This window comes from Streptantibioticus parmotrematis, assembly GCF_019890615.1.
GTDB lineage: Bacteria > Actinomycetota > Actinomycetes > Streptomycetales > Streptomycetaceae > Streptantibioticus_D > Streptantibioticus_D parmotrematis.
Map to the genome: position 1 here is coordinate 173,920 of NZ_JAINVZ010000011.1, position 23,347 is coordinate 197,266.

General features: G+C 71.9%; 20 protein-coding genes. 7 read left to right on the forward strand and 13 right to left on the reverse strand.

From position 1 onward, the window contains the following. Window positions 1-109: 109 nt before the first annotated feature. Window positions 110-1,756 carry a molybdopterin-dependent oxidoreductase gene (locus tag K7472_RS17935; RefSeq protein WP_222979344.1) on the forward strand — a complete coding sequence of 549 codons (1,647 nt, stop codon included), beginning with the start codon at window positions 110-112 and terminating at the stop codon, window positions 1,754-1,756. A gap of 170 nt (window positions 1,757-1,926) precedes the next feature. On the opposite strand, the gene K7472_RS17940 is transcribed toward K7472_RS17935, so the two are convergent. The 3 genes from K7472_RS17940 to K7472_RS17950 all read right to left on the reverse strand — a co-directional run bounded on the left by K7472_RS17940 (window position 1,927) and on the right by K7472_RS17950 (window position 4,003). After that, entirely contained in the window at window positions 1,927-2,679 is a 753-nt protein-coding gene (locus K7472_RS17940) for an anti-sigma factor (protein ID WP_222979184.1), read from the reverse strand. Continuing rightward, a complete protein-coding gene (gene sigK, locus K7472_RS17945) occupies window positions 2,676-3,266 on the reverse strand; it encodes an ECF RNA polymerase sigma factor SigK (RefSeq protein WP_222979186.1) in 591 nt (196 codons plus the stop codon). The genes K7472_RS17940 and sigK overlap by 4 nt, the downstream gene beginning before the upstream one ends. Window positions 3,267-3,352: 86 nt before the next feature. Continuing rightward, window positions 3,353-4,003: a fasciclin domain-containing protein gene (locus K7472_RS17950; protein WP_222979188.1), complete on the reverse strand. Its 651-nt coding sequence runs from the start codon at window positions 4,001-4,003 to the stop codon at window positions 3,353-3,355. 188 nt (window positions 4,004-4,191) lie between these two features. Between K7472_RS17950 and K7472_RS17955 the strand changes: the two genes are divergently transcribed. After that, window positions 4,192-5,049, forward strand: coding sequence for a Cof-type HAD-IIB family hydrolase (locus tag K7472_RS17955; protein ID WP_222979190.1), 858 nt, complete (start codon window positions 4,192-4,194; stop codon window positions 5,047-5,049). A gap of 51 nt (window positions 5,050-5,100) precedes the next feature. Here K7472_RS17955 and cydD read toward each other — a convergent pair whose 3' ends face one another. The 4 genes from cydD to hisC form a co-directional block, all read right to left on the reverse strand. Then, entirely contained in the window at window positions 5,101-8,649 is a 3,549-nt protein-coding gene (cydD, locus tag K7472_RS17960; protein ID WP_222979200.1) for a thiol reductant ABC exporter subunit CydD, read from the reverse strand. A 92-nt stretch (window positions 8,650-8,741) separates the two neighbouring features. Continuing rightward, window positions 8,742-9,749: a cytochrome d ubiquinol oxidase subunit II gene (gene cydB, locus K7472_RS17965; protein ID WP_222979202.1), complete on the reverse strand. Its 1,008-nt coding sequence runs from the start codon at window positions 9,747-9,749 to the stop codon at window positions 8,742-8,744. A gap of 60 nt (window positions 9,750-9,809) precedes the next feature. Beyond that, window positions 9,810-11,390: a cytochrome ubiquinol oxidase subunit I gene (locus K7472_RS17970; protein ID WP_222979204.1), complete on the reverse strand. Its 1,581-nt coding sequence runs from the start codon at window positions 11,388-11,390 to the stop codon at window positions 9,810-9,812. A 408-nt stretch (window positions 11,391-11,798) separates the two neighbouring features. Next, the gene (gene hisC / locus K7472_RS17975; protein WP_222979206.1) at window positions 11,799-12,896 is read right to left on the reverse strand and encodes a histidinol-phosphate transaminase; all 1,098 of its coding nucleotides are present in this window, start codon (window positions 12,894-12,896) and stop codon (window positions 11,799-11,801) included. 528 nt (window positions 12,897-13,424) lie between these two features. On the opposite strand from hisC, the gene K7472_RS17980 reads away from it, so the two are divergent. The 4 genes from K7472_RS17980 to K7472_RS17995 all read left to right on the forward strand — a co-directional run bounded on the left by K7472_RS17980 (window position 13,425) and on the right by K7472_RS17995 (window position 17,989). Then, window positions 13,425-14,525 carry a LacI family DNA-binding transcriptional regulator gene (locus tag K7472_RS17980; RefSeq protein WP_109449125.1) on the forward strand — a complete coding sequence of 367 codons (1,101 nt, stop codon included), beginning with the start codon at window positions 13,425-13,427 and terminating at the stop codon, window positions 14,523-14,525. A 588-nt stretch (window positions 14,526-15,113) separates the two neighbouring features. Continuing rightward, the gene (locus tag K7472_RS17985; protein ID WP_222979346.1) at window positions 15,114-16,148 is read left to right on the forward strand and encodes a metallophosphoesterase; all 1,035 of its coding nucleotides are present in this window, start codon (window positions 15,114-15,116) and stop codon (window positions 16,146-16,148) included. A gap of 307 nt (window positions 16,149-16,455) precedes the next feature. Further along, a complete protein-coding gene (locus K7472_RS17990) occupies window positions 16,456-17,379 on the forward strand; it encodes a hypothetical protein (protein ID WP_222979208.1) in 924 nt (307 codons plus the stop codon). Window positions 17,380-17,647: 268 nt separating this feature from the next. Further along, window positions 17,648-17,989 (forward strand): SH3 domain-containing protein, encoded by a 342-nt coding sequence (locus K7472_RS17995; protein ID WP_222979210.1) that lies wholly within the window; start codon window positions 17,648-17,650, stop codon window positions 17,987-17,989. 72 nt (window positions 17,990-18,061) lie between these two features. Here K7472_RS17995 and thiC read toward each other — a convergent pair whose 3' ends face one another. From thiC to K7472_RS18010, 3 genes are all read right to left on the reverse strand, one after another. Further along, a complete protein-coding gene (gene thiC / locus K7472_RS18000; protein ID WP_222979211.1) occupies window positions 18,062-19,822 on the reverse strand; it encodes a phosphomethylpyrimidine synthase ThiC in 1,761 nt (586 codons plus the stop codon). 281 nt (window positions 19,823-20,103) lie between these two features. After that, window positions 20,104-20,319, reverse strand: a complete 216-nt coding sequence (locus K7472_RS18005) for a DUF5326 family protein (RefSeq protein ID WP_109449133.1) — start codon at window positions 20,317-20,319, stop codon at window positions 20,104-20,106. Between the two features lie 193 nt (window positions 20,320-20,512). After that, window positions 20,513-20,830: a cupin domain-containing protein gene (locus K7472_RS18010; RefSeq protein WP_222979213.1), complete on the reverse strand. Its 318-nt coding sequence runs from the start codon at window positions 20,828-20,830 to the stop codon at window positions 20,513-20,515. A gap of 46 nt (window positions 20,831-20,876) precedes the next feature. Here K7472_RS18010 and K7472_RS18015 point away from each other — a divergent pair, with 46 nt between their 5' ends. Then, window positions 20,877-21,257, forward strand: a complete 381-nt coding sequence (locus K7472_RS18015) for a phage holin family protein (RefSeq protein ID WP_222979216.1) — start codon at window positions 20,877-20,879, stop codon at window positions 21,255-21,257. A gap of 64 nt (window positions 21,258-21,321) precedes the next feature. Here the strand turns inward: K7472_RS18015 and K7472_RS18020 are convergent, their stop codons facing one another. Genes K7472_RS18020 through K7472_RS18030 form a run of 3 tightly spaced genes read right to left on the reverse strand, consistent with a single transcriptional unit; the run spans window position 21,322 to window position 23,327 of the window. Beyond that, window positions 21,322-21,744, reverse strand: coding sequence for a hypothetical protein (locus K7472_RS18020; protein ID WP_222979218.1), 423 nt, complete (start codon window positions 21,742-21,744; stop codon window positions 21,322-21,324). Continuing rightward, window positions 21,745-22,506: a class I SAM-dependent methyltransferase gene (locus K7472_RS18025; protein ID WP_222979220.1), complete on the reverse strand. Its 762-nt coding sequence runs from the start codon at window positions 22,504-22,506 to the stop codon at window positions 21,745-21,747. Window positions 22,507-22,532: 26 nt separating this feature from the next. Next, complete coding sequence (locus K7472_RS18030) at window positions 22,533-23,327, reverse strand: DUF2071 domain-containing protein (RefSeq protein ID WP_222979222.1); 795 nt, start codon at window positions 23,325-23,327, stop codon at window positions 22,533-22,535. Window positions 23,328-23,347 lie beyond the last annotated feature (20 nt).

A 23,347-nucleotide genomic window follows, 5' to 3' on the forward strand; every position in this document is an offset into this window, starting at 1 on the left:
GCGTCGGCACAGGCCAAGCCGGGGCCGCGACCGCCTCGAATCGCTCTGTGTGGACCCTGGCAACGAGAACACGAACGAGAACCGCGTCGGCACGGACAGCGACGACACGGTGCGCCCTTCGCGAGGAGCACGAGTCGTACGGACCGCACTGGGCGCACTCGCCGGACTGGTCGCGGGCTTCGCGGCGCTGGCGGTCGCCGAGCTGACGGCGGCCGCGGTGCGCCCACAGGCGAGCCCGGTGACGGCGGTGGGCGGCGCGTCCATCGACCTCACCCCACCCGCGCTGAAGAACTACGCCGTCGAGCACTTCGGGACGAACGACAAGACCGTGCTGCAACTGGGCATCGTGGTCGTCCTGGCCCTGTTCGCGGTGGCCCTCGGCCTGATCGCGCTGCGCCTGCGCAGAACCGGCGCGCTGGGCGTGCTGCTGTTCGGGGCGGTGGGCGCGCTCGCCGCGGCGACCCGGCCTTACGCGCACCCCGCTGACGTCGCGCCGTCGCTGGTGGGGGCCGTGGCGGGCGCCGCCGTGCTGTACGGGCTGGCGGGGCGCCTGGCGTGGGGCGTCCGGAGACCACGCCGAGGGGACCGGGCCGGCACCCCCGGCCCGGCCGACGATGCTCCCGCCACGGCCGACGATGCCGCGGCGCCCGCCCCGACCGGCGGCTTCGACCGCAGGGGGTTCCTGCTGGCCGCCGGAGCCGCGGCCGCGGCCTCCGCCGGGACCGGTCTGCTGGGCAGGTCCCTGAACGCCCACAGCGGGGCCCAGGCGACCGCCTCACGCGCCGCCGTGCGACTGCCCGCGCCCGCCTCCCCGGCCGCGCCGGTGCCCGCCGGGGCCGACCTGCGGCTGCCAGGGCTCAGCCGCTTCCTGACGCCCGACGGCTCGTTCTACCGCGTCGACACCGCCCTGGTCGTGCCCCGGGTGGACGCCACGACCTGGCGGCTGCGCGTGCACGGCAAGGGGATCGCCGGGGAGCTGGACCTGAGCTACGACGATCTGCTGCGGCGCGACCTCATCGAGCGCGACATCACCCTGACCTGCGTCTCCAACGAGGTCGGCGGGCCCTACGTGGGCAATGCCCGCTGGATCGGCGTGCGGCTGGCCGACATCCTGCGCGAGGCAGGGGTACGGCCGCCGTCGCGGGGTGGTCGCGCGGACCAACTGGTGGCCCGCTCGGTGGACGGCATGACGATCGGCAGCCCCGTGGAGACCGTGATGGACGGACGCGACGCGATGCTGGCGCTCGGCATGAACGGACAGCCGCTGCCGTTCGACCACGGTTTCCCGGTGCGCATGGTGGTGCCGGGCCTGTACGGCTACGTGTCGGCCTGCAAGTGGCTCCAGGAGCTGGAGCTGACGACGTTCGCGGACTACGACGCGTACTGGGTGAAGCGCTCCTGGTCGCGCGAAGCCCCCATCAAGACGGAGTCGCGCATCGACACTCCCAAGCCGCTCGCCTCGCTGAAGGCGGGCACCACCGTGCCGGTCGCGGGGGTGGCGTGGGCCCAGCACCGTGGGGTCGCGCGCGTGGAGGTCCGGGTGGACGGCGGACCGTGGGAGCAGGCCAGGCTGGCCGCGCAGGACACCAAGGACACCTGGCGCCAGTGGGTCTGGCCGTGGGTCGTCACCTCCGGCTCGCACACCTTGGAGGTCCGCGCCACCGACCAGGACGGCCAGACACAGCCCGAACACCGGGTGGGCACGGTCCCGAACGGCGCCACCGGCTGGCACTCGGTGGTGGTCCAGGCGTCGTGAACCCGTCGTGAACGCACACGCCGCGCACGCACGTTGGAGGGGCGACCCGATCGGGTCGCCCCTCCAACGTTTCACGTGGAACACGTCGCGCCTCCCTGTTTCACGTGAAACAGGACCCGTGAAACAGGGAGGCGCGCCCCACTCTTGTCTCGGGACAGCGGGACCAACTCTCAGGACAGCGGGACCAACAGCACCGGTGCAGTCGTCGGGCGGGGCGAGCCGCCGTGCGGCTCGACGGTGACACCCACGCCCGCCGCACCCGCCGGGGCACCCGCCAGGACGGTCGATCCGCTGGTGCTGCCGGAGGCGACCAGCCCGGCGGGCACCATGGTGCCGTTGCGGCTGTACCACAGCTCGTAGACGTGGGAGCCGGGCAGCGCGGGAAGGTCGCTGTAGAGGAACGCGGTCCTGCCGAGCTGCTTGGAGGCGACCACGGTGCCGGTGCCGCCACCCTTGAGCGCGGCCGTGCGCACGGTGGCGTCCGGCGCGGCCAGGACCGACTGCACCTGGGCTGCCTGCTGCTCCGCCCGGGCGGTATGAGCCCGGGCCTGGTCGGCCTCGTGCTCGGCGTTGACCGCGACACCGCCGGCGACCGCCGCGCCCACCAGGCACGCCGCCGCGGCCAGGTACGGCATGCGCTGCCGCCAGCCGCGGGCGCGCAACGGGCGGACGGTGTCCTGCCGTGCGCGGGGCGGAAGTTGCCTGACCTCGGGGATCGCCGCCATGACCCGGGAGCGCAGCGCGGTCGGCGGCACCTCGGCCACCGCGAGCGCCAGCCGCGCCGCGGTCTCCCGCAGTTCGGCCACCTCTCGGGCGCACGCCTCGCACGCTTCGAGATGGCCCGCGAACTCACGCTCCTCGGCCTCCGGCAGCGCGTCGAGTGCGTAGGCACCGGTGAGGGTGTGCAGGTCGACGGTGGTCACGAGGTCACCCCCAGGCAGTCACGGAGCCGGATCAGGCCGTCCCTGAGCCGGGTCTTGACCGTGCCGAGCGCGGTGTCCAGCAGGTCGGCCGTCTCCCGGTAGGTGTAGCCGCGGTAGTACGCGAGGGTGACCGACTCCCGTTGCAGAGCGGTCAGCTGTTCGAGGCAGCGGCGTACCTGCTCGCGTTCCAGGCGTCGTTCGACCTGCTCGCTGACCTCGTCGAAGGCGGGGCGGTGGTCCCGTGCCGCCGCCTTGTGCTCGCGCGCGGTGGACGCCTGCGCCGAGCGCACCCGGTCCACCGCGCGCCGGTGGGCGACCGTCATGATCCAGGCCATGGCGCTGCCCTGCCGGGGATCGAAGCGGGCGGCGGACCGCCACACCTCGATCAGTACCTCCTGTGCCACCTCTTCCGACTGCGCCGGATCGCGCAGGACCCGGCGCACCAGGCCCAGCACCGATCCGGCGACCGCGGTGTAGACACCGTCGAAGGCGTCCTGGTCCCCGCGGGACACGCGGTCCAGCAGGGTCTCCAGGGCGCCGGGGCGCGGCGCCGAGGGTTGGTCGTCGCCGCGGGCTACCGCGCGCATGCACACCTCCGGGCAGTGACGTCGTCACTGAAGGGTTCGGCACCGCGCCCGGTACGGATTGGTCCGGATCGGAGATTCACCCGGATTCAGGAGGACGGCGGCATCAGCACCGTGTCGATGATCTCGACGTTGGCGTTGGCGGTCCGCACGTTGCCACACACCACGTGCGCCGTGTTGTTGACCGTGTACGACGTGCCGGAGCCGGACGTCATCAGGGTCTGCTTCTCCAGCGTCGGGTACGTGCCGTGCGCCAGGTCCTGCGGCGTGAGCCGCTTGCCGACGACGTGGTAGGTGAGGATCTTGGTGAGCATCGCCTTGTCGTTGAGCACCTTGTCGAGCGTCGCCTTCGGGATCTTGGCGAAGGCCGCGTTGTCCGGTGCGAAGACGGTGATGTTCTGGGCCGAGTTGAGGGTGTCGACCAGGCCCGCCTTCTTGACGGCGGCGACCAGGGTGGAGAGCGCCGGGTTGTTGGACGCGGCGGTGGCGACCGGGTCGGTGGCCATGCCGTTGAAGCTGCCCGAGCCGCTCTTGGGCACCGCCGAGCAGCCGGGGCCGAAGGGGGCGTCGGCCATCGTCGGTGAGCTGTGCGCGGCGGCCGTGGTGCTCGATGTGGCGCTGGAGGACGCGCCGCCCTTCGCGCTGCTGCTCCCGGAACACGCGCTGACGCCGACGGCGAGCGCCGCCGTGGCGGCCACGGCGAGGACGGCGCGCCCGGTCCGGCTCGTGGTGGAGGTCATGAGTTTCTCCTTGCGTGGATGTCGCGGTCTGCGGATCTCGTGGGGCATTCGGTGCGGGCGGTGCGGCGGATTGGATCGTTTTCCGAACCGCCGGGTGCCGTAGGAGCACGAAGCGCGCGCCGAACGCGAGCGCACTCCCACACGCCCCTTCACCACATCCACGCGCGGGTGTACGCCACTATGGAGCCGTGACCTCGACCTATCGGACCCCCGCCACCCCCGAGCCGCACGCCGTGAGGCCCGCGCCCCGGCTGATCGCGACCGACCTGGACGGCACCCTGCTGCGCGACGACAAGACGGTCTCCGACCGCACCATCGCCGCGCTCGCCGCGGCCGAAGAGGCGGGCGTCGAGGTGTTCTTCGTCACCGGCAGGCCGGCCCGCTGGATGAGCGTCGTCGCCGAGCACGTCGCCGGTCACGCCACCGCCATCTGCGCAAACGGCGCGGGCGTCTACGACCTGCGCCGCAACGAGCTGCTCGCCGCCTACCCGCTCGCCGAGGCCGACGCGCTCACCGTCGTCGGCACGCTGCGCGCGGCCGTCCCCGGCACGGCCTTCGCCGTCGAGCGCACCCACGGGTTCCACTACGAGCCGGGTTATTCGGCGCCCTGGGCCGAGCCGGACTCGATGGTCGCCCCGGTCGAGGACCTGCTCGTGGCGGACCCCGCGCAGCCCCTGCTGAAGCTGCTGGCCAAGCACCCCTCCGCCGACCCGGACGAGTTCCTGGCGACGGCGCGGGCGGCGGCGGGCGAGCACGCGGAGTTCACCCGCTCCAGCCCGTCCGCGCTGCTGGAGATCAGCGGCGTCGGCGTCAGCAAGGCGACGACGCTGGCCCGTTGCTGCGCGGAGCGCGGCATCACCGCCGCCGAGGTCGTCGCCGTCGGCGACATGCCGAACGACCTGGAGATGCTCGGCTGGGCGGGCACCTCCTACGCGGTCGCCAACGCCCACCCCGACGTCCTGGCCGCCACCACCTTGCGCACGGCGGCCAACGAGGACGACGGCGTGGCCCGCGTCATCGAGTCGGTCCTCGCAGCCCGCGCGTAGTCAGCGCTCCCCGCGCGTAGTCGGCCGTCGGCGGCCTCGTACGGGTAACGCTCAGCCCACCGGCATCGGTTCCGCCGCGCGCTCACGGTCCAGCAGACGGCGGAACGGGCCGGAAGTGTCGGCGAGTTCGTCGTACGTACCGCGCTGCACGGCACGCCCGCCGTCGAGCACCACGATCTCGTCCACCGCGTCCGGCGCCGCGAGCCCGGCCAGCCGATGCGTGATCAGCACTGTCGTCCGGCCCTCGGTGGCCCGCAGCAGGTCCGCGGTGAGGGCGTCCGCCGTGGCCAGGTCGAGGTGTTCCGCGGGCTCGTCCAGGACGAGGACGGGGAAGTCGGCGAGCAGGGCCCGGGCCAGCGCGAGGCGTTGCCGCTGGCCGCCGGACATCCGGGCGCCGTGCTCACCGACGAGGGTGTCGAGGCCGTCGGGGAGCGAATCCACCCAGTCGAGCAGGCGCGCGGAGGCGAGCGCGGCGCGCAGGTCGTCGTCGGTGGCGTCGGCGCGTGCCAGGCGCAGGTTCTCGCGCACCGAGCTGTCGAAGACGTGCGCGTCCTGGGCGCACAGCCCCACCAGCCGCCGCACGTCGTCCCCGTCCAGCGCGGAGGCGTCCACCCCGCCCAACGTATACGTGCCGGATTCGCGGTCCACGAAGCGCAGCAGTGTCTGCGCCAGCGTCGTCTTTCCTGCGCCGGACGCCCCGACCACCGCGATCCGCCGCCCGGCGGTCAGCGTCAGCGACAGCCCGTCGAGCGCGGGGGCCGCACCACCCGGGTGGCGCACCGTCAGGTCGCGGACGATCAGCGGGTACGGGGACGCGGGCGGCGCGGTCGGCGCCTCCGGTTCGCGTACGGGCACGGGGGCGTCCAGCACGTCCTGCACACGCCCCGCAGCGCGCCTGGCGCGCTGCCGGTGCTGCACCGCGAGCGGGATGCCGGTGACCGCCTCGAAGGCGGCGAGCGGCAGCAGGAGGACCACCGCGAGGTCGACCCCGTGCAGCCGTCCGGCCGCGACGGCGGCCACGCCCACGCAGGCGCTGCCCACGACCGTGAGCCCGGTGACCAGGGTGACCAGTCCGGCGCCGAGCGCGGTCGCGGCGGACGAACGGGCCGCCAGCCGGGTCAGCACCCCGTCGGCCCGGGCCGCCCGCGCCAGCCGTTCCGGCAGGGCCCCGGCGACCGTCAACTCCGCGGTCCCGGACAGCACGTCGACCACCTGGGTGGACAACTCGCCGCGCGAAGGAGCGAGTCCGGCCTCCGTACGACGCGAGAGCGACGAGGACAGCAGCGGTACGAGGACACCCGCCGCCAGCAGTCCCGCGGCCAGCACCACGCCCGCCGACGGCAGCATCCACGCGTCGAACCCGACCGCGCCGGCGCTCACCAGCACCGCGGTCGCGGCGGGCAGCAGCCAGCGCAGGAAGTAGTCCTGGAGCGAGTCGACATCGGCGACCAGCCGGGAGAGCAGGTCGCCACGGCGGGTGTCGCACAGTCCGCCGGGCGCCAGGCGCTCCAGCCTGCGGTAGACGGCCGCGCGCAGGTCGGCCAGCGCGCGGAACACGGCGTCGTGCGAGATCAGGCGCTCCGCGTAGCGGAAGACCGCCCGGCCGATGCCGAAGGTGCGGGTCGCCGTCGTGGCGACCAACAGGTAGAGCACCGGAGGCTGCTGGGACGCGCGGGAGATCAGCCAGCCGGAGGTCGCCATCAGCCCGATCGCGCTGCCGAGCGCGAGGGCGCCCATCAGCAGCGCGAGCGCGAACTGGGGGCGCAGAGGGCGTGCCATCCGCCGCACGCGCGCCAACGCGCCCCGGCGAGCGGGGTGCTGGACGTCCTGGGCGGATCCCTCCGGGCGACCGCCCGACGGCGGCAGCTCACGGAGGCCGGAGGCGGCCCCACCAGGAGCACCCGGACCTGAGGCCACTCGCCCGGCCGCGATCCCCTCGCCTCCCCCCGAAGCCGCCGAGCCCTCCTCCCCGATCCGCACGACCCGGTCCGCCACCGCCAGCAGCGCGGGCCGGTGCACGACCAGGATCACCGTGCGGCCGCGCGCCAGCCGCCGTACCGCCTCGACGACCGAGGCCTCGGTCTCCCCGTCGAGTCCCGCGGTCGGCTCGTCGAGCAGCAGCAACGGCCGGTCGGCGAGGAACGCCCGGGCCAGCGCGAGGCGTTGCCGCTGCCCCGCGGACAGGCCCGCGCCGCCTTCGCCGAGCCGGGTGTCAGTGCCCCGTGGCAGGCTGTTCACGAAGGCGAGGGCGTCGGCGTCGCGCAGGGCCTGCCGTACCTCGTCGTCGCTCGCGCCGGGCCGGGCGAGGCGGACGTTCTCCGCGACCGAGCCGGCGAAGAGGTAGGGGTGCTGGGGGACCCAGGCGATCCGGGTCCGCCAGTTGTCGGGGTCGAGGGAGGTGAGATCGGTGGAGCCGATGCGAATACGGCCGGAGGCGGGCCGGACGAAGCCCAGCAACGCGGCCAGCAGTGTGGTCTTGCCCGCGCCGGAGGGGCCGACGAGGGCGACGGTCTCGCCGGGCCGGACGTCGAGGCTGGTCTCCGGCAGGGACGGCCGCGTACGGCCTTCGTGACACACCGTCACCCGTTCGAAGGTGATCGGGCTGGTGCGCGGGTCGGGTGCGGGCAGGGTGCCCGCGGCGGGCGGTTCGGTCTCCAGGACGGCGAAGATCTCGTCGGCCGCGGCCAGTCCCTCCGCCGCCGCGTGATACTGCGCGCCGACCTGGCGCAGCGGCAGGTACGCCTCGGGCGCCAGCACGAGCACGAGCAGCCCGGTGGACAGGTCCAGGCTGCCGTCCACCAGCCGGAAGCCGATGCCGACAGCGACAAGGGCGACCGAGATGGTGGACAGCAGCTCCAGCGCGAAGGAGGAGAGGAAGGCGATCCGCAGGGTCTTGAGGGTGGCCCGGCGGTAGTCGTCGGTTATCCGGCGGATGGAGGCGGCCTGGGCCTTGGCCCGGCCGAAGACCTTGAGCGTCGGCAGCCCGGCCACCACGTCGAGGAAGTGGCCGGACAGCCGGGACAGGAGCCGCCACTGGCGCTTCATACGGGCGTCGGTGTACCAGCCGATCAGAGCCATGAACACCGGGATCAGCGGCAGCGTCAGCACGATGATCAGTGCCGACTCCCAGTCGGCGGTGACGATCCTGGCCAGCACGACCGCGGGCACCACGACGGCCAGCCCGAGCTGCGGCAGGTAGCGCGCGAAGTAGTCGTCGAGCGCGTCGGTGCCGCGCAGCGCGAGGGTGGTCAGCTCGCCGGTGCGCCGTGAGCCGGGCCGGGTGGGGGCGAGCCGGGTCGCGCGCTCCAGCAGCCCGCGCCGCAGCTGCGACTTGACCGCGGCGCTGGTGCGGTGCGCGGCGAGTTCGGTGAGCCAGCTGATCGCGGCCCGGCCGGCCGAGACCGCCACGAGCAGGCCGATCGCGGGGAGCAGCCCGTGCAGGTCCCGGTGATGCTGGAACGCGCCGACGACGACGTGGACCAGCAGCGTCGCCTGGGCGACGACCAGTCCCGCCCCGGCCAGGCCGAGCGCCACCGTGGCGGCGAGGAAGACGCGGGTGCTCCTGGCGTACCGGAGCAGTCGCGGGTCGACGGGTCGCACGGCTGCGGTCACCTCCTTGGGCTGAGACCTGTCCGTGGGCGCTGAGCCCAGTCCGTGGGCGCTGTGCCCTGTCCGTGGGCGGCGTCGCGCTCTCAGTGGTGCGCGGGGCCGGGGATGTGGTGGGTGCCGATGCGCTTGCGGAAGACCCAGTAGGTCCACGCCTGGTAGGCGATGACCATCGGGGTGGCGATGCCGGCCACCCAGGTCATGATCCGCAGGGTGTACGGGCTGGACGAGGCGTTGGAGACCGTCAGGCTCCAGGCCGGGTTGGTGCTGGAGGGCATCACGTCGGGGAACAGCGCGAGGAAGAGCGTCGCGACGGCCGCCGCGATGGTCACCCCGGACAGGGCGAACGCCCAGCCCTCGCGCCCGGAGCGGTTGCACAGCAGCGCCACGATGAGCGCGGCGACGGCCACCGCGAGGGCGCCGAGGCTGCGCGGGTTGCCGCTGTGCACCTGCGTCCAGGCCAGGAAGGCCGAGGCGAGCACGGCCGTGAGGAGTCCGAGCCGGCCGGCCGTCCTGCGGGCCCGCTCGCGGATGTCGCCGAGCGTCTTGAGGGCGGCGAACACCGCGCCGTGGAAGGTGAACAGGGTGAAGGTGACCGCGCCGCCCAGCAGCGCGTAGGGGCTGAACAGGTCGAGCACGCCGCCGGTGAAGTTCTTGGCGGCGTCGATCGGCACGCCCCGCACGATGTTGGCGAAGGCCACGCCCCACAGGAAGGCGGGCAGCACGGAGGCGTAGAAGATCGCGTGCTCCCAGTTGCGCTTCCAGCGTTCGTCGTCGCGCTTGGCCCGGTACTCGAAGGCCACGCCGCGCACGATCAAGCAAACCAGGATGACCAGCAGCGGCAGGTAGAAACCGCTGAAGAGGGTGGCGTACCAGTCGGGGAACGCGGCGAAGGTGGCGCCGCCCGCGGTGAGCAGCCAGACCTCGTTGCCGTCCCAGACCGGGCCGATCGTGTTGATCAGCACCCGGCGTTCGGTCTCGTCGCGGGCCAGCAGCTTGGTGAGCACGCCGATCCCGAAGTCGAAGCCCTCCAGGAAGAAGTAGCCGGTCCACAGGACGGCGATCAGCACGAACCAGACGTCGTGGAGATGCATGGTGTTACCTCGTTTTCCGAGTCTTCCGGGCCCTGGCTTTCCGAGTCCTGGTCCGTCGCGTCAGTAGGCGAAGGCGAGCGGCTTGTCCGCCTCGGCACCGGTGTCGTCGCCGTCACCGCCGGAGGGGCCGCGCAGCCGGGGGTCGCGGGTCGGCGGTTCCTCGTCGACCACCGGTCCGGCCTTGGCGTACTGGATCATCAGCCGCACCTCGATGAGCGCCAGGACCGCGTAGAGCACGGTGAAGACGGCGATGGAGGTGATGACCTCGGCCTGGCCGACGCCGGGGGAGACCGCGTCGCGCGTCTTCATCAGCCCGTAGACCACCCAGGGCTGACGGCCCATCTCGGTGAAGATCCAGCCGAAGGAGTTGGCCAGCAGCGGGAAACCCATGGTCAGGATGCCGATGCGCCACGACCACTTGGTGAAGAACGTCGACATCTCGCGGTGCGGCGTGAGCATCAGCCGCGGCACCTCGTCCTCGCCGGTGCGCATCTGAGGGGCGAGCCAGCGCTTGCGGCGGGTGGTCCACAGCCCGATCGCCCCGGCGGCGAAGGAGGTCATGCCGAAGCCGATCATCAGCCGGAATCCCCAGAAGGTGACGAAGATGTTGGGGATGTAGTCCTTGGGCTGCCCGCCGTACTTGGCGGCCTCCGCCTTGGCCACGTTGTTGATGCCGGGCACGGACTGGGTGAAGTCGTCGTGCGCGAGGAAGGACAGCAGGCCGGGTACCGACAGCTCCACCGAGTTGTGGCCCTGGGCGACGTCGCCGACCGCGAAGACCGAGAACGGCGCCGGGGTCTGGGTGTCCCACAGTGCCTCGGCGGACGCCATCTTCATGGGCTGCTGCTCGAACATCACCTTGCCGAGGGTGTCGCCGCTGATCGCGGTGCCCATGCCGGCGATCACGGCGATGACCAGGCCGGTCCGCAGCGAGCTGCGCATCGCGCCGATCTTCTTGCGTTCCCGGGTGTCCGGGGTGCGCCCGGCGGCCTGCGCCCGCTTGGCCCGCCACAGGTGGTACGAGGCGATGCCGACGACGAAGGCGGCGCCGGTGAGGAAGGAGGCGGTGAGGGTGTGGAAGGCCTGCACCAGCGTGGTGTTCTGGGTCAGCACGGTCCAGATGCTGGTCAGGCGGGCGCGGTGGGTGTGCGGGTCGATGGTGTAGCCGTTGGGGTGCTGCATCCAGGAGTTGGCGGCCAGGATGAAGTACGCGGACAGCAGGGTGCCGACCGCCACGATCCAGATGCAGGCGCAGTGGATCTTCTTCGGCAGCCGGTCCCAGCCGAAGATCCACAGCCCGATGAAGGTCGACTCGAAGAAGAAGGCCAGCAGCGCCTCCATCGCCAGCGGGGCGCCGAAGACGTCGCCGACGAAGCGGGAGTACGACGACCAGTTCATGCCGAACTGGAACTCCTGGACGATGCCGGTGACCACGCCCATCGCGATGTTGATCAGGAAGAGCTTTCCCCAGAACTTCGTGGCGTGGAAGTACTTCTCCTTGCCGGTGCGCACCCAGGCCGTCTCCAGGCCGGCGGTGACGGCCGAAAGGCTGATGGTGAGCGGGACGAACAGGAAGTGGTAGACGGTCGTGATGCCGAACTGCCAGCGCGCCAGAGTCTCCGGTGCCAGTGCGAGGTCCACGTCGCGTCTCCTTACCTCGGCGCGGTTGGTGCGGGCGTCCCGCTGATCCGCTTCGTGCCGATCCGTCCGCATGTCACGGCAGGATCAACAGGACATTGTGCGCGCTTGTGAAAGCGTTCACATTCACAAGCATTATTACCCAGGGCTTGACGCAGGGTGCAGCCGGGGGTACGTGAGCCCGTTCACATGTGGTCGCCGGGCCCCTCTCCGTCACCGTAGGGGCGCACGAACGACGTAGGGGCGCGCCGGAATGGCGCGCCCCTACGTGCTGAATACGACACTTCGTCGCTGGCCGACCAGCCGGTCGGCCGTCGTTCCCGCCGCGCGGGTGTCCCCGCGTTACGTGGTCGCCGTCGTCACGACCGTTCGCGGTACGTAATCGTCACGATTTCTCGCGGTACGCCATCGTCACGACTTCTCGCGGTACGCGGCCGCCGCGGTCAGGAAGATGTCGTTCGCCTCGGTCTCGCCGATCGTCACCCGTACGCCCTCACCGGCGAACGGCCGCACCACGACCCCGGCCTTCTCGCAGAACGCGGCGAAGTCGGTGGTCGCCTCGCCCAGCCGCAGCCAGACGAAGTTCGCCTGCGTCTTCGGTACCGTCCAGCCCTGCGACGTCAGCCCCTCGACCACCCGGGCCCGCTCCGCCACCAGCGCCTCCACCCGTTCCAGCAGCGCTTCCTCGGAACGCAGCGAGGCGACGGCCGCGTCCTGCGCCAGCTGGCTCACGCCGAACGGCACCGCCGTCTTGCGCAGCGCGGCGGCCACCGGCTCGTGCGCCACCGCGAAGCCGATCCGCAGACCCGCCAGGCCGTACGCCTTGGAGAAGGTGCGCAGCACGCAGACGTTCGGCCGGTCCCGGTACAGCTCGATGCCGTCCGGCACCTCGGCGTCCCGGATGAACTCGCGGTACGCCTCGTCCAGCACGACCAGCACGTCGGACGGCATGCGATCGAGGAACCGTTCCAGCTCGGCGCGGCGCACCACGGTGCCGGTGGGGTTGTTGGGGTTGCAGACGAAGATCAGCCGGGTGCGGTCGGTGATCGCGGCGGCCATCGCGTCCAGGTCGTGCGTCTCGTCGGCGTTCAGCGGCACCTGTACGGAGGTCGCGCCGGAGATCTGCGTGATGATCGGGTACGCCTCGAAGGACCGCCACGCGTAGATCACCTCGTCGCCCGGGCCCGCGGTCGCCTGGAGCAGCTGCTGCGCCACGCCGACCGAGCCGGTGCCGGTCGCCACGTGGGCCTCCGGCACGTCGAAGCGCTTGGCCAGCTCGGCGGTCAGGCCCGAGCAGGCCAGGTCCGGGTAGCGGTGGAAGGTGCCGGCCGCGGTCACGGCCGCCTCCAGCACACCGGGCAGCGGCGGGTAGGGGTTCTCGTTGGAGGACAGCTTGTACGCGGGCTCGCCGGTGGCGGAGACCGCGGGCCTGCCCGGCTTGTACAGCGGTACGCCGTCCAGCACGGCGCGCAGCCGGGGGGCGCCCGGGCGTTTCGTCGAATCCGTCACCGTAGGTCCTCCTTGACCCGTTCAGTGGAGCACACCCCGCACGGTGGGCGGGAGTCCCCGCCCACGCCGCCGGAGCACGCTCGCGACACCCGTCCCGGCCGCCGTACGGGGCGTGCCGGGCCGACGCATCACGCAGGCGATCCCGCGTGAGGCGACCTCGTCCCGTATACCGCGAACCCCCGCGCGGCCGCCGTGACGGAGCACACGCCGCCCGACCGTTCGGACGCGTACGCCTGGTCACACCTTATGAGGGGGCGCACACCCAGCGGGAGGGGTGACTTCGCGCGGTGTGCGCCGGTGGCGTGCGCCCTGGCGCGCATCCCTCGTACAGGTGAGGTGCAGCAGGTCCACAATCTGGACCACACGGCGACTCGACCGGATGCTGAGGCTCACGAGGCATACGGAAGCCCGCTGTTCGCCTGGGTTTGCAAGGGGAACACCCGCCTTCCGGCATGCAGAAACGTCACAGCTCATGGCCTTACGAAGACACCTGTCACCGGACCACCCGAGCCCTACTATCGGCCTGCCATGACAGCAGCAGGTAACCACCAGGCGAGCCGGTCCACCGGACGCCGTCTGGAGCGGGCAGGGATCCGGGACGTGGCCGCCGCGGCCGGGGTCTCGATCACGACTGTCTCCGACGCACTCAACGGCAAGGGAAGGCTTCCCGACGCCACCCGGCGGCATGTCCGCGAGGTCGCCAACCGGCTGGGCTACCGCCCCTCCGCGGCCGCCCGCACTCTGCGCACGGGCCGGTCGGGGCTGATCGGCCTGACGGTGACCACGTACGGGGAAGAACCTTTCACCTTCACGGAGTTCGCCTACTTCGCCGAGATGGCCAGGGCCGCCACGTCCGCGGCGCTGGCCCGCGGCTACGCGCTCGTCATCCTGCCCGCCTCGTCCCGCCACGACGTGTGGAGCAACGTGGCGCTGGACGGCACCGTGGTCATCGACCCCTCCGACCACGACCCGGTCGTCGCCGACCTGGTGCGGCAGGGCATCCCGGTGGTCAGCGACGGCCGCCCGGCGGGCAACCTGCCGGTGCACGCCTGGGTCGACAACGACCACGAGCAGGCCGTCATCGGCATCCTCGACCACCTCGCCGCGGCCGGCGCCCGCCGCATCGGACTGCTCACCGGCACCAGCACCGACACGTACACCCGGCTGTCCACCAGCGCCTACCTCACCTGGTGCGAACGCGTCGGGCAGGAACCGGTGTACGAGGCCTACCCGGCGCACGACCCGTGCGCGGGCGCGGTCGCCGCCGACCGGCTGCTGGCCAGGCCGGACCGCCCGGACGCGGTCTACGGGCTCTTCGACCCCAACGGCACCGACCTGCTCGCCGCCGCCCGGCGCTACGGGCTGCGCGTCCCGGACGACCTGCTGCTGGTCTGCTGCAGCGAACGTGCGGCGTACGCCACGACCGAACCGCCCATCAGCACACTGTCGCTGAAGCCGGGAAGGATCGGCACAGCCGTCGTGCAGCTGCTGATCGACGCGATCGAGGGGGTCGGGCCGGGTCAGCCGGTCTCCCAGGTGATGCCCACCGACCTGATCGTGCGGGCTTCGTCGCAACGGCGCCCTCCTCGCACGACGGTGAGCCCGCCACGGACGCCGGAGGAGGACTGAGCGCGGGAGCCGGGGGCACCGGATCCGGTGGCGGGAGCGGCGGCGGTTCACGGATCGTGGGGGGCGACCATGAAACGGCGACAATTTCGCGGAGATTGACGGAGATTTGTCTGTCGCGCCCCAATTGGCAGGCGGCAGGTGCGTCGCAAGGCGGGAGCGTCATTCCTATGATGGGCGGATGACACCGCGGGACGCGTCGGCGCAGGCCGCGCCGGGCGTGACTCGGTGGACGGCGGCGCGATGGTGGAGGGGTCGATGACTCAGGGGGCCGGTCAGGGACCCGTAACGCCGGTGACGGGTGCGTCCGTGAGCTGGCGGCCCCCCGAGCGGTCCCTGCGCGACCAGCCACTTCCCGACCAGCAGCCGTCCCACGACGACACGCTCGTCGACCACCGCGCGATCACGCCGCCCGAGCACCACGCGGCCACGCCGCCCGAGCACGACACGGCCACGTCGCCGGGCCACCACACCGTCCTGCCGCCCGACCGCAGCGCTCCCGAACAGGCGCTTGCGGCGGGAGCCCACGAGGCGCCGCAGGCCCCGCAGGCCGCCGTCCCGCACCCGGACGGCGCGACCACGCACACCGACGTGCACACCGACGCGGGCGCCGCGGCCCCGCCCGCGCCCCCCGTCGGGCCACCGCCGGCGCAGCCGCCCACGCAGCCCGCGCCACCCGTCGTGCCCCCGGCGGCTCCGCCCGCCGTGGAGTACACCCCGACCGAGCACGACCTCCCGGTACTGCGCCGCCCCGTCGACCAGCCGACCGTGCGCCTCGGCACCATGGGCGACCCGGAGGACGGCCCGCACGGGCCGCTCTACGTGGTCGGCGACGTCCACGGCTACCTCGACGAACTGCGCGCCGCCCTGCACGCCGAGGGCCTGGTCGACGCCGAGGGCCACTGGTCCGCGGGCACGGCCCGGTTGTGGTTCCTGGGCGACTTCACCGACCGCGGCCCCGACGGCATCGGTGTCATCGACCTGGTGATGCAGCTGTCCGCGGAGGCCGCCGCGGCCGGCGGCTACACCAAGGCGCTGATGGGCAATCACGAACTGCTGCTGATCGGTGCGAAGCGGTTCGGCGACACTCCCGTCAACTCGGTGGCCGGAACCGCCTCCTTCCTCGCCGCCTGGCGGCTCAACGGCGGCCAGCCCAGCGACATGGAACGCCTCCAGGACCACCACGTGGCCTGGATGTCCCGCCTGGACGCGGTCGCCCTGGAGGACGGTCACCTGCTGCTGCACTCCGACACGACCGCGTACCTGGAGTACGGCACCAGCATCGACGCCGTCAACGACGCGGTGACCGGCATCCTGCAACGGGGTGACGCGGACGAGTGCTGGGAGCTGTTCCGCAAGTTCACCAAGCGCTTCGCCTTCCGCGGCGACTCCGGCACCGCCGCGGTGCACGAGCTGCTCGACGCGTACGGCGGGGGGCGGGTCGTGCACGGGCACAGCCCGATCCCCTACCTGCTGGGCGAGGTGGGGGCGGAGGACGACGGCGAGGAGCTGGCGCACGTCGTCGAGGGCCCGCACGTGTACGCCGACGACCTGGCCGTCGCGATGGACGGCGGCGTCACGATGGACGGCAAGCTGCTGGTGGCCCAACTCCCGCTTCAGGGGTAACGGTCCGGGCGATCGGCTGGGGCGCGGTTCGGGCGATCGGGCGTGTGGTCCGGTCCGTCGCTCCGGCGTGCGGTTCGGTTCGTCGCTCCGGTGTGCGGTTCGGCCAGCCGCTCGGGCGTTCGGTTCAAGACGGAACCGGGCGCTCACCCCGCCCCCGGCACGGTCAATTTCCGGAAACACTCTGTCACCGTGTCAGTCCCGCGCTCTACCATCGGGTTATCCGTCACAGGCTCGCCTCCGCTTCCGACCGGCCGCCCCGGGAACAGGACGGACTCGGGCTGGTCGGAGAGGAACGGAGCATCGGGGGATGTACATGGACAGCGCTCCGCACCTGCTGACCGAGGACCGCCCGGAGTTCGAGCGCGTCCTCGACCAGGTGCTGCGGGCCGCGGCCGAGGAGTCGGCGGCCCGGGGAAGCAGGCTCAACGCCGAGCAGTTGCGCACCATGGCGCTCAGCGCCGCCGCCGCGATATCCGCCTGCGCCGCCCCGGAGTACGACGCCTACCAGCACGCTCGTGAACGGCTGCGCGCCCCCTCTCCCGGCTCCGCCCCCGCCTCCGCCCACGCGCCGGACGGCGACCGGACGGACGAGACGGCGGGTGGCATCCGGGGCGTAGCGGGCGGTGGTTTCGGGGACGCCATGTCGGGCGCCGGGCTCTTCCCCGTGGTGGCCGTGCTGACGCCGATCCTGGCCGGGACCGCCGCGATCATCTTCCTGATCGTCGGCTACGTGCTGGCCGCGATGAGCCCGCAGCCCGCGATCGCGGCGCCGCTGCGCACGGCGGGCTGGCTCTTCCTGGCGATCGCCGGGGCCGGGATCCTGTTCGGCATGATCGGCCTGGTGCTGACCGCGCTGCGCGACGGTTCCTCCGCGATCCACGCCGAGCACGAGGACGATCCCGCGGAGGTCACCGCCGCCCGCGAGGCCTGGCTGACGGCGCTCAGGGAGCGGGGTGTGGTGCCGTTCCTGCGGGAGGCGATGGAGTCCGGCGCGGGATCGGATTCCGGTTCCGGTTCTGTCGAGCCGTTCTCGTACGAGGACCCGGAAGGCGGGCGGCGCCGGGGCGGGCCGCGGCCGCCGAGCGCCCTCGGCTACTCCCGGCCCGGCTTCTCCAGCCCCGGCGGCGAGCACGACGACTCCGGGCGGCCGCGCTTCTCCAGCCCGGACTTCACCAGTCCCGACTTCTCCAGCCCGGACTTCGGCGGTCCCGAGCAGGGCCGCGACGCCTGAGCCGTTCCGCCCGGCCCGTGCCGACACACCGCTCCGAACTGACCGAAAAGGGCCGGAAAGAGCTCACAACCCGAACGGCCGAGCACATAGAGCGACAAGTTGCGCACCCTATGTGTCGCTCTTAGCGTCAGTGATGCGAACCGGGGGACGACCTGTAACGGGTCGTCACAACGGACCGTAACGAGCGCTGCCACCGGGCGACGAAGCCCGGCACGCACCGCACTCCACACCGGGCCCTCCAGGGCCTTCCCTCCACAGGAGTGAGCAGATGGTTCTGCAGTCGAAGCTCAGCAAGGTCGCTCTCGCCGCTGCCGCCGGCACCATGATCGCCGGCACCGTCGCCGGCACCGCCGTCGCCGCCGACAACGCCTGGGGCCCCTACAAGGGTCGCGTCATCGCCAACGGCGGGCTGTTCGTTCGCGAGCGTCCGACCACCAACAGCCGCGTCGTCGGCTGGCACGCCAAGGGCTCCGTCGTCGGTATCAAGTGCAAGGTCAACGGCCAGAACGTCAACGGCAACCCCCGTTGGTACAAGCTGACCGACGGCACCTACGGCTGGTCGGCCGCCCGCTACATCGTCAACATCGGCCCGGCGCCGCGCTGGTGCTGACGTAGCGCTCGCATCACCCTGACGACAAGGCCCCCAAGCCCTCCGGCTCACGGGGGCCTTGCCGTACGCCCACTACTCCGCGATCGGCAGGTACACCCGGTTGCCCGCGGCGGCGAACTCGTCGGACTTGGCCTGCATCCCCGCCTCGATCTCCTCGGCCGTGCCACCGTGTTCGCGGCGGATGTCCTGGGAGATCTTCATCGAGCAGAACTTCGGCCCGCACATCGAGCAGAAGTGGGCGGTCTTCGCCGGCTCCGCCGGGAGAGTGGCGTCGTGGAACGAACGGGCCGTGTCCGGGTCCAGGGCCAGGTTGAACTGGTCCTCCCAGCGGAACTCGAATCGCGCGTCGGACAGCGCGTCGTCCCACTCCTGGGCGCCCGGGTGGCCCTTCGCCAGGTCCGCGGCGTGCGCCGCGATCTTGTACGTGATGACGCCGGTCTTCACGTCGTCCCGGTCCGGCAGGCCCAGGTGCTCCTTGGGCGTGACGTAGCAGAGCATCGCGGTGCCCCACCAGGCGATCATCGCCGCGCCGATGCCGGAGGTGATGTGGTCGTACGCGGGCGCGACGTCCGTGGTCAGCGGGCCAAGGGTGTAGAACGGCGCCTCGTCGCAGATCTCCTGCTGAAGGTCGACGTTCTCCTTGATCTTGTGCATCGGGACGTGTCCCGGGCCCTCGATCATCGTCTGCACGTCGTGCGACTTGGCGATCCGGTTCAGCTCGCCCAGCGTGCGCAACTCCGCGAACTGCGCCTCGTCGTTGGCGTCGGCGATCGATCCCGGACGCAGCCCGTCACCCAGCGAGAAGGTGACGTCGTACGTCTTGAGGATGTCGCACAGCTCCTCGAAGTTCTCGTAGAGGAAGCTCTCCTGGTGGTGTGCCAGGCACCACGCCGCCATGATCGAACCGCCGCGCGAGACGATGCCGGTCTTGCGCCGCGCGGTCAGCGGCACGTACCGCAGCAGCACGCCCGCGTGGACCGTCATGTAGTCGACGCCCTGTTCGGCCTGCTCGATGACGGTGTCCTTGTAGATCTCCCAGGTCAGTTCCTCGGCCCTGCCGTCGACCTTCTCCAGCGCCTGGTAGAGCGGCACGGTGCCGATCGGAACGGGGGAGTTGCGCAGCACCCACTCGCGCGTGGTGTGGATGTTGCGGCCGGTGGACAGGTCCATCACGGTGTCCGCGCCCCACCGGGTGGCCCACGTCATCTTCTCCACCTCCTCCTCGATGGAGGAAGTGACCGCGGAGTTGCCGATGTTGGCGTTGACCTTCACCAGGAACCGCTTGCCGATGATCATCGGCTCGATCTCCGGGTGGTTGACGTTGGCGGGCAGCACGGCCCGGCCGGCCGCGATCTCCTCGCGGACCACCTCGGCACTGACGCCCTCACGCACCGCCACGTACTCCATCTCGGCGGTGACCTCGCCGCGCTTGGCGTAGGCGAGCTGGCTGACCGCCTTGCCGTCGCGGCCCCGGCGCGGCAGCCGGGGGCGGCCGGGGAAGACCGCGTCGAGGTTGCGCAGCCCACCGCGCGGCGAGGTGTGCTTGAGGCCGTCGTCCTCGGGCCGCAACTCCCGGCCGGGGTACTCCTCGGTGTCGCCGCGGGCGACGATCCAGTTCTCGCGCAGCGGCGCGAGTCCGCGCCGCACGTCGGTGTCGATGGTGGGGTCGGTGTACGGACCGGAGGTGTCGTAGAGCGTCACGTCGCGGCCGTTGGTGAGGTGCACCCTGCGCACCGGGACCCTGAGGTCCGGACGGGACCCTCCGAGGTAACCCTTGTGCCACCCGATCTCGACCGCGTCGGATCCGGGCGTGCGTGCATCCTGCATGGTCATGAGACCCACTCTCCCTACGCCGGCATTACCCGGTAACAGGTTCAGCGGTCGACGCGGCAGTTCCCGTACGGCTCTGCGTACGAAGATCAGCGCCCTCTCAGCCCGGTGCCCCGAGCTCCCGCGATTGCAAAGGTAGCCACCAAGCTAGCGGGTCGTCCTCGCCGGACGCCAGGGGGGCGTGGGGACGCGGGGAGTGGGGACGCGGGGAGTGGGTCACGCGTCCCGGGCCGGACCGCACCGCGGTGACCCGCGCGAGCGGGTACCGCCGACGCGGGAGGGGTTTACCAGTCGTCGCGCGACGAGGAGGACGACGAGGTGAACTTCTTGACCACGAAGACCAGACCGCCGACCAGCGCCGCGAAGAGCACCACCTTGAACAGCAGACCGACCACGAAGCCGATGAGGCTGGCGATCAAGCCGCCGAAGACCACGATCGCCAGTACCGGCACGGCGATCCACTTGACCCACCACGGCACACCGTTCAAGAGCCCGTTCATTTCGCTACTCCGTCCACCCGTTCGTTGAGACCTTGTGCTCACGAGCTTACGGGCGCCGCCCCCTCGGGCGGAGGGTTCCGGCACCCCATCCAGCCCTGAACGAACCCCTAGGCGACCCTGATGCCCCAGGTCGTCCCGGAGGCTCAGGGGCGGCGGCCGCACCGCGCGCGGACGCCCGCGACGCCCCGGCCGCTCACGACTCCGGCGGGGAGAAGACCACGAGGACCCGCAGGTCCTCGGTGATGTGGTGGAACCGGTGCGTCGTCCCCGCGGGGACGTAGACGACGCTGCCGCGCGCCACGTGCGTGGTCTCCTCGCCGACCGTGACCGACGCCCGCCCGCTGACCACGAGGTAGATCTCGTCCTGCCGGTGCGGGCCCTGCGGATCGGTGCCGCCCGCCGGGAGCGCGTACAGCCCCGCTGACATGGTGCGTTCGCGCAGGAACTGGAGATAGGCGCCGTCGTGCGCGGCGCGCTCAGCGTCCAGGTCGTCGAGCCGGAACACCTTCATACATCTGTTCCCTTGTCCTGAGGATCAACTCTGCGACGATCCCACCATGAAGAAATTCGTAGTCAAGACACTCGCCAACGCCGTGGCGCTGGGAGTGGCGGTCTGGCTGGTGAGCGGCATCACTCTCACCGGAAGCAGCACCGGGCGCAAGGCACTCGCCCTGATCGTCGTCGCACTGATCTTCGGCGTGGTGAACTGGCTGGTCAAGCCGGTGGTCAAGCTCCTCTCCCTACCGTTGTACATAGTGACCCTGGGCCTGTTCACGCTGGTGGTGAACGCGCTGATGCTGCTGCTCACGTCGTTCGTCTCCTCCAAGCTCAAGGTCGACTTCCATGTGCAGGGCTTCTGGTCGGCCGTGGTCGGCGGCCTGATCGTCTCCATCGTGGCCTGGGCGATGCACCTGATCCTTCCGGACGAGGACGAGTGATCCTCCGTGTTTCACGTGAAACAGCCGTTTCACGTGAAACACGGTCGAGACGGTGACGACCAGGTCACATGGTGATCGCCAAGGCGTAGCCGAAGACCGCTGTCACCCAGGTCCACAGCACCGCGAGCCCGATGTGGGCGGCGGTGCGCAGCCGGTCCCCGCGCCACAGCCGGGCGGGGAAGACCGTGAACTGGAACGCCCAGCGCAGCCCCCAGAAAAGCGTCTGCCCCAGCAGTAGCGCCGAGCCCAGCCGGGTGCCGGCCAGCAGGTCCGGCGCCAGGGCGAGCGGCAGGAGCCCGAGCAGGACGCAGGTCAGGCCGATGAAGAACAGGTGCGCGTAGGAGACCTGGCGGGTCAGCAGGCTGGTTCCCGCCAGGTCACGCGGCCAGTCGATGAGCCGGGGCAGCACGACGTGCACGCCGCCCATGACCACCAGGGCGAGGCCGACCAACCGCAACTGCCCGACCAGCGTGAACAACGCGGCCATCTACCCGGCACCGCCGCTCGCCCGGAACACGAAGACCGTCACCAGTCCCGCGATCCGTCGTTCGTCCACCATGTCCAGGCCACTGAGCGCCGCCAGCCGCAGCCACTCGGCGCGCGGCATGAAGTGCCAGGCCCCGGGGCCGTAGGCGACCGTGTTGGCCGCGTTCCTGCAGTGCTCGACCAGCACCAGGGCGCCGTCGGGCCGCAGGACGCGAGCGCATTCGGCGAACAGCGCCTCCCGGTCGGGGGCCGCGCGTAGTTCGTGGACGGCGAACGGCGCGATGACGGTGTCGTACGATCCGTCGCCACCCGGCAGCCGGTCGGCCCGCGCCGGGACCGATTCCGGCCGGGCGGGCACCCTGCGCCGCGCACGCCGCAGCGACGACTCGATCTCCGGCAGGGCGCCGTAGAGATCGGCGACCGTCTGCGGCGCGCCCGGATTCCGTGCCCGCAGGGGCACGCTCGCCTCGTCGAGGCCCGCCGACACCACGAGGTGACGCCCCGGGCCCGCGGGCAGCACGGTGTCCAGCCAGCCCCAGCCGTGCAGCGGGGACCGGTCGTAGACGCGATGGCTGGCGAGCAGGCTCGCCCCGAGCCACCAGCCCGTCACCACCGCGCCGACCCACGCCGCACGCCGACGACGACGCCGTCCGAGCAGCACGCCTGCCAGGGTGGCCGCCGAACCCCCCACGTACATCGGCCAGTTGTAGGCCACGACATGCCGGGCCCCGGACGGCGCGGGCGTCGTCTCCTTGTGGGGCACCGCGGACCCAGGGCGTGGCCGCGCCCTCACGCGAGGCTCCCGTCGGTGCGGTGCCGTACGCCCCGGTGCCACCCGTAGTCGAGATCGCCCACGTGGAAGGCGTTGGCGAGGATCCGCGGTTCCCGGGCCAGCAGGCCGTCCCGGAAGTGGTCGAAGAAGGTCAGTCTCCGTACGTCCACCGAGACCGGCTGGGGCTCCCACTCGGTGCGGTATGCCTTGACGACGACCATCGTGCCGTCGTGCGGCTCGTACTCGAAGGTGTACGGCAGGGGGCCCGCGTAGCGGCGCGCGTCACGCGACGATGCGAAGGGGCTGCCCTGCGGGAGTGCCGCGGGCCCCGACAGATCGGCGCTCACCCGTACGTCGGCCCGCCCGTCCCGGGACCGGACCGCGAACTCGACGCGGTCCCCCACGGTCCGGCAGCCCAGCCGGGCCATGCGGTAGTGGTACCGGGTCAGAAGGTTGCCGCCGAGAGCGAGGACGGTGCTGGAGGTGTCGCTGCGCAGGATGCGCAGTCCGCGCATGGCCCTGCCGCCAGGGGTACGGAAGCGTGTGAAGATCCGGTAGCCCGTCATCACCTGGTCCGTTCCGAGGGCCGCGGGCAACCACGGCGGGCGCAGCCCCCGCTGGTCGACGAGGGCCACGGCGACGAATCCGTACTCGGTGCCGCCCGCGCTGTAAGTGTCCGGTTCCAGCCCTGGATCGAGCAGCGGTCGCAGGGTCTCGACGGGAAACGCGTAGGTGAGCACGAGGGAGTGCGCGAAGTGGGTGCGCAACCCCAGGGGATGGCGCCGCAGGAAGGCCGACGAGGATATCGGCAAGGTCGGTCGCGAACGGGCGG